The sequence below is a fragment of the uncultured Sphingomonas sp. genome (genome assembly GCF_946477935.1).
Classification (GTDB): domain Bacteria; phylum Pseudomonadota; class Alphaproteobacteria; order Sphingomonadales; family Sphingomonadaceae; genus Sphingomonas.
The window spans coordinates 1-4,006 of the sequence record NZ_CAMLAC010000282.1 but is presented as its reverse complement, the minus strand read 5'-3'; the positions used below and the strand labels follow the sequence as shown (position 1 = coordinate 4,006).

General features: G+C 67.1%; 5 protein-coding genes. 1 reads left to right on the top strand and 4 read right to left on the bottom strand.

Annotation, left to right across the window (positions count from 1 at the left end; translation table 11 throughout):
• The coding region (locus Q0U08_RS18405; RefSeq protein WP_298093138.1) for a hypothetical protein at positions 1-211 on the top strand (211 nt) is incomplete at its 5' end.
• On the opposite strand, the gene Q0U08_RS18400 is transcribed toward Q0U08_RS18405, so the two are convergent.
• The 4 genes from Q0U08_RS18400 to Q0U08_RS18385 all read right to left on the bottom strand — a co-directional run.
• A complete protein-coding gene (locus Q0U08_RS18400; RefSeq protein ID WP_298093136.1) occupies positions 178-1,098 on the bottom strand; it encodes a glycosyltransferase in 921 nt (306 codons plus the stop codon). The two genes, Q0U08_RS18405 and Q0U08_RS18400, sit on opposite strands and share 34 nt — an antisense overlap.
• Positions 1,095-1,997 (bottom strand): polysaccharide pyruvyl transferase family protein, encoded by a 903-nt coding sequence (locus Q0U08_RS18395; protein WP_298093134.1) that lies wholly within the window; start codon positions 1,995-1,997, stop codon positions 1,095-1,097. Before Q0U08_RS18395 ends, Q0U08_RS18400 begins: the two co-directional genes overlap by 4 nt.
• Positions 1,994-3,067: a glycosyltransferase gene (locus tag Q0U08_RS18390; protein WP_298093132.1), complete on the bottom strand. Its 1,074-nt coding sequence runs from the start codon at positions 3,065-3,067 to the stop codon at positions 1,994-1,996. Before Q0U08_RS18390 ends, Q0U08_RS18395 begins: the two co-directional genes overlap by 4 nt.
• On the bottom strand, positions 3,064-4,006 hold a 943-nt coding region (locus Q0U08_RS18385), incomplete at its 5' end, for a glycosyltransferase family 2 protein (RefSeq protein WP_367271161.1). The genes Q0U08_RS18385 and Q0U08_RS18390, both read right to left, overlap by 4 nt.

Below are 4,006 nucleotides of genomic sequence, written 5' to 3'. Positions count from 1 at the left end.
CTTCTATGCGGCGGGAAGCGGCAACCGCGCCTATGCCAGTGGCGGACTTTCACTGGCGCAACCGGTGCGGATCGGCAGCGCCAAGGCCACGCTGCAGGCCGAGATACTGGCGCTGTTCCGTGACGATCGACTGCGGCGACTGGATGCGCCGGCGGGCACCACCGCCACGCTGTTGCCCTATGCCACGGTGTCGATCGCGATGGCCTGGTGAGACCGCGGCCGACACCAATAGGCGCACAGACCCCGCGCCTTGTGCATCAGCCGGAAGCGGTAGAAGCGCCGGATATCGGCATGGGTGGTCACCGGATCGATGAGGTCGTGGCGCAGATCGGCGATATCGCGCAGGATCGCACGGATCACCCGCGTATCACGAAACAGATGCTTGGCGTATAGCGCTCCGTCACCGAAGCTGTAGCCGGTCAGCAGGCGCCGTTCCTCCCGCCTGTCCCGGCGCCCATGATGATGGTCCACCGTGATGCGCGGATCGTAGCGCAGGGGTACGCCCAGGCCCGTGGCGCGGAACAGGAAATCGGTATCCTCTGCCGCGATGAAGCGTGCGCCGGCGCCGAAGCGTTCATCGAACGACCCCACCATCGCCAATACGTCCGCGCCGAACGCCAGATTGGCGCCCATGACGAAGCCGCCGGGAAACCCGCGGGGGTCGGCGACCATCGGATGATCCTCCAGTTTCACCGTGACCATCAGGTCGCGCGGATCGCCGAGCAGGATGCGCCCGCCGATCACCGCCGGCGCCTGCACCTCCGCAAAGACGCGGACGAGCGCGGCGAAGTAGTCCCGGTGCAGCACGCAATCATCGTCGGTCATCGCGATGATCCGTCCGCGCGCCTGCGCCAGCCCGGCGTTACGCGCCGCGGCAAGGCCGGGGCGATCTTCCCGTATCAGCCGAACCGGGAAGGACTGTGCTGCACGCCAGGCCGCCAACACCGTGGGCGTATCGTCGCTGGACCCGTTATCGACCAGGATCACCTCGACCGCGACTTCGGGCGAGCATGTGGCGGCATGCGCGACCGACGCCAGCGTCGCGACGAGCGAGGCGCTGCGGTTGCGCGTGCAGATCAGCAGCGAGACGTCGGTCATGCCAACTGGGCGGCGGCGCGCTCCGCCTCCTCCATGGTCGTCGCGCGGATTGCCGGCACGCGTTCCGATCCCGGCCATGCCGCCAGATATGCGGCGATCTTGCCGTAATCATTGTCGAGCACGACATGGGGAATGCCGAGCAGATCGGCGAGGATATGGCCGTGCAGCCGGTCGGTCACGATCACCCGCCCGGTCGACAGCAGGCGCAGACCGCGATCGACGCGCGCTTTGGCCTGCGCCTCGTGAAAGGCGGGCAGGCCGGGTTCGTCGTCCAACCAGTCCACCACGACTGCTGACGCCGATGGCATCGCGACATGATCGCGCCGCTCGTCATCGGTACGCAGCAGCATCAGCACGTCGCAATCAGCCGGCATACGGGTTTGCGGACCGAGCGCGAACGCCGAGTCCGAGGCGAGATGCGCCGAACAGGCGAGATGGCTGTTCGCGAACGCCACGCTTGGGCGATCACGCACGTAGAGCGTGAAATCGGGGTGGGCGGCGGCAAGCGTGGCGAAGCGCGCCGCATTGTCCGGATGCCGGAAGTGGATGGATTGCGGCAATTGCACCACCGGACGATCGCGGACATCGGCTAGGATCTGCTCACGGAAATGCTGATGATGCGGCCAGATATCTCCGAGATTGCCCCCGCCATGCAGGAACAGCGTGCCCGCCGGACAGGCGCGGCGGAAAGCCTCGGCATCGAAGTCGTGCCAGGTCGAGACATAGGCGGGATCACGCCCGGTGACCGCGCGCAGCATCGCGATCTCGCCCAACCATATCGCGCTGTCACCGACATTGGCATGATCGGGAAAGTCGACCAGCGCGTAGGTGTCGCCGGGCGCGACATGGGTGCGATACACTTGATCCAGGATTTGCCGGATGCCGTTCGCGTCAGTCATGCGGCGAGCGATGGCCGGGTGGTGGCCACATCGCGGTACAGGGCCTCGCAGCGGTCCAGCCAGATGTCGCGGGTGAAGGCGCGCTCGACGCGTTGACGGGGAAGGTGGCGCGGCAGTGCCCTCGCCGCGATGATCGCTTTTGCCAGAGCGGGGACGTCACCGGCGGGCGCGAAGCACCCGGCTTCGCCGATCACCTCGCGCGCGGCGCCCATGTCGAATGCGGCGACCGGCAGGCCACATGCCATCGCCTCCACCGCGACCAGCCCAAACGGCTCGTCCCAGCACGGCGTGAAGACGAACACCGAGGCGCGGCCGATTTCGGCAGCCAGCGCCGCGCCGTCCAGATGCCCGCCATAGCGGATCGTCCCGTCAAGCAGCGGCGCCACCTCGGCATGCCAGTAATCGGGGTCTTCGATCGGGCCGAACAGGGTCAGGGGCACGCCCGCGATCCGCGCCGCCTGCGCGGCCAGATGCGGCCCCTTGTTGGGAGTCATCCGCCCGCACCATGCGGCGCTGCCGTCACCCTGGCCCACAAAGGGCCAGAGCGCGGGATCGATGCCGTTGTGCAGCACCGATGCCTGGGGCGGCGCGCCTTCCGGCCACCATGCGGCGAGTTGCCCGGCAGAGGTGACGGTCAGGCGGTGGGTCGGCACCGCGCTGGCCCGGACGAACCAGTGCAGCGCGTCATAGGGCGGCACGTGCAGCGAGGTGACGGTGGGCACCGCGGTGGTCCGGCGCGGCTCCAAGGGGAAACGGTGGAGGCTGTTATTGTGTACGACATCGAAACCGCCGGCGGCGATACGATCGCACGCCGCCTCATAGCCATCATCGAGATGGGCGATCAGCGGGGCGGAACCGCGATGCTCCGCCCAGGGGAATGTCGCCTCGTAATGGGTCGGCAGAACAGGATCGATGGTGAAGCGGGCGTCGCTGTCGCCGGATGCGAACAGGATAACGTCATGCCCACGCGCCTGAAGCCCTGCAGCCAGATGCCAGCAGTGCGATTCCATACCTCCGGCAAAGGGTTGCGCGATGCGCTGACGGACATGGCCGAGGATCGCGATCCTCATGCCGCGACGCGCGCTTCCAGCAGGCGAATGACGGTGGCGGTGTTGGCATAGGGCTGGTGGCTCTGCTGCCCGGTCAGCGCCAGATCGTCGGCGTCGGGGCGGCGCAGGATGCGGATCGGCCGGCCCGGGCCATGGTCGATCAGCCCCATCAGGCCAAAGGCGTGCAGCCAGTGGCCCATGGTGCGATAGCCCCATTTCTCCTCGAACAGTTGCGCATTGCGGACGACGCTGTCCAGATGATGGACGGGCGGCATGTGGTGGGGGTGATATTGGTGATAGGCCAGAGCGCCCTTGACCCAGGCGATCGGCACGCCCGCCTGGTCCAGGGTTTTGCCGAAATCGGTATCCTCGCCGCCATAGCCGGCATAGCGTTCGTCGAAGCCGCCGACCTGCAAAAAGGTGTCGCGCCGCATCGCGAAGTTGAGCGACCAGAAGCAGCGATAGTCCTCGCATCGCTCGATCCCGCGGGGCGGGGGACCACGCCGGTCGGAATGCTTTACGGCGACCTCGGTGAAGCGGTCGAACGACCAGTCACCAGACGTGGCACCGCCCGGCAGGTACATCACCTCACCCATCAACAGGCCATCATACTCCCCCAGGAACCCGGCATAGTCGGCGAGGAGCGTCGGTGTCGGGATGCAGTCCATGTCGAGAAAGACGATCATGTCGCTGGTCGCGGCACGGGCTGCGGCGTTGCGCGCCTCCGCGAGCGGCAGGGTGTCGGCGACGATCTGCATCTGCCGGATCGGGAAGGGCGCTTCGGGCAGCACGTACAGATCGTCCTGCATCACCGCGACGATCAGTTCGACGGGTGGCACCGTCTGCTGCATCAGGCCGCGGACGAGGTTGACGAGGTGATCGGGACGGCCTTTGGCCAGGGTGACGACGGAAATCTGGGTCATGCGGATGGTTGCTCGTTCGGCATGGGGTGGGAAGGGG

Bases quoted from the DNA above. Each gene is read 5' to 3' on its own strand.
- Q0U08_RS18390 (WP_298093132.1), bottom strand. From the start codon at position 3,067: ATGAGGATCGCGATCCTCGGCCATGTCCGTCAGCGCATCGCGCAACCC.
- Q0U08_RS18395 (WP_298093134.1), bottom strand. From the start codon at position 1,997: ATGACTGACGCGAACGGCATCCGGCAAATCCTGGATCAAGTGTATCGC.
- Q0U08_RS18400 (WP_298093136.1), bottom strand. From the start codon at position 1,098: ATGACCGACGTCTCGCTGCTGATCTGCACGCGCAACCGCAGCGCCTCG.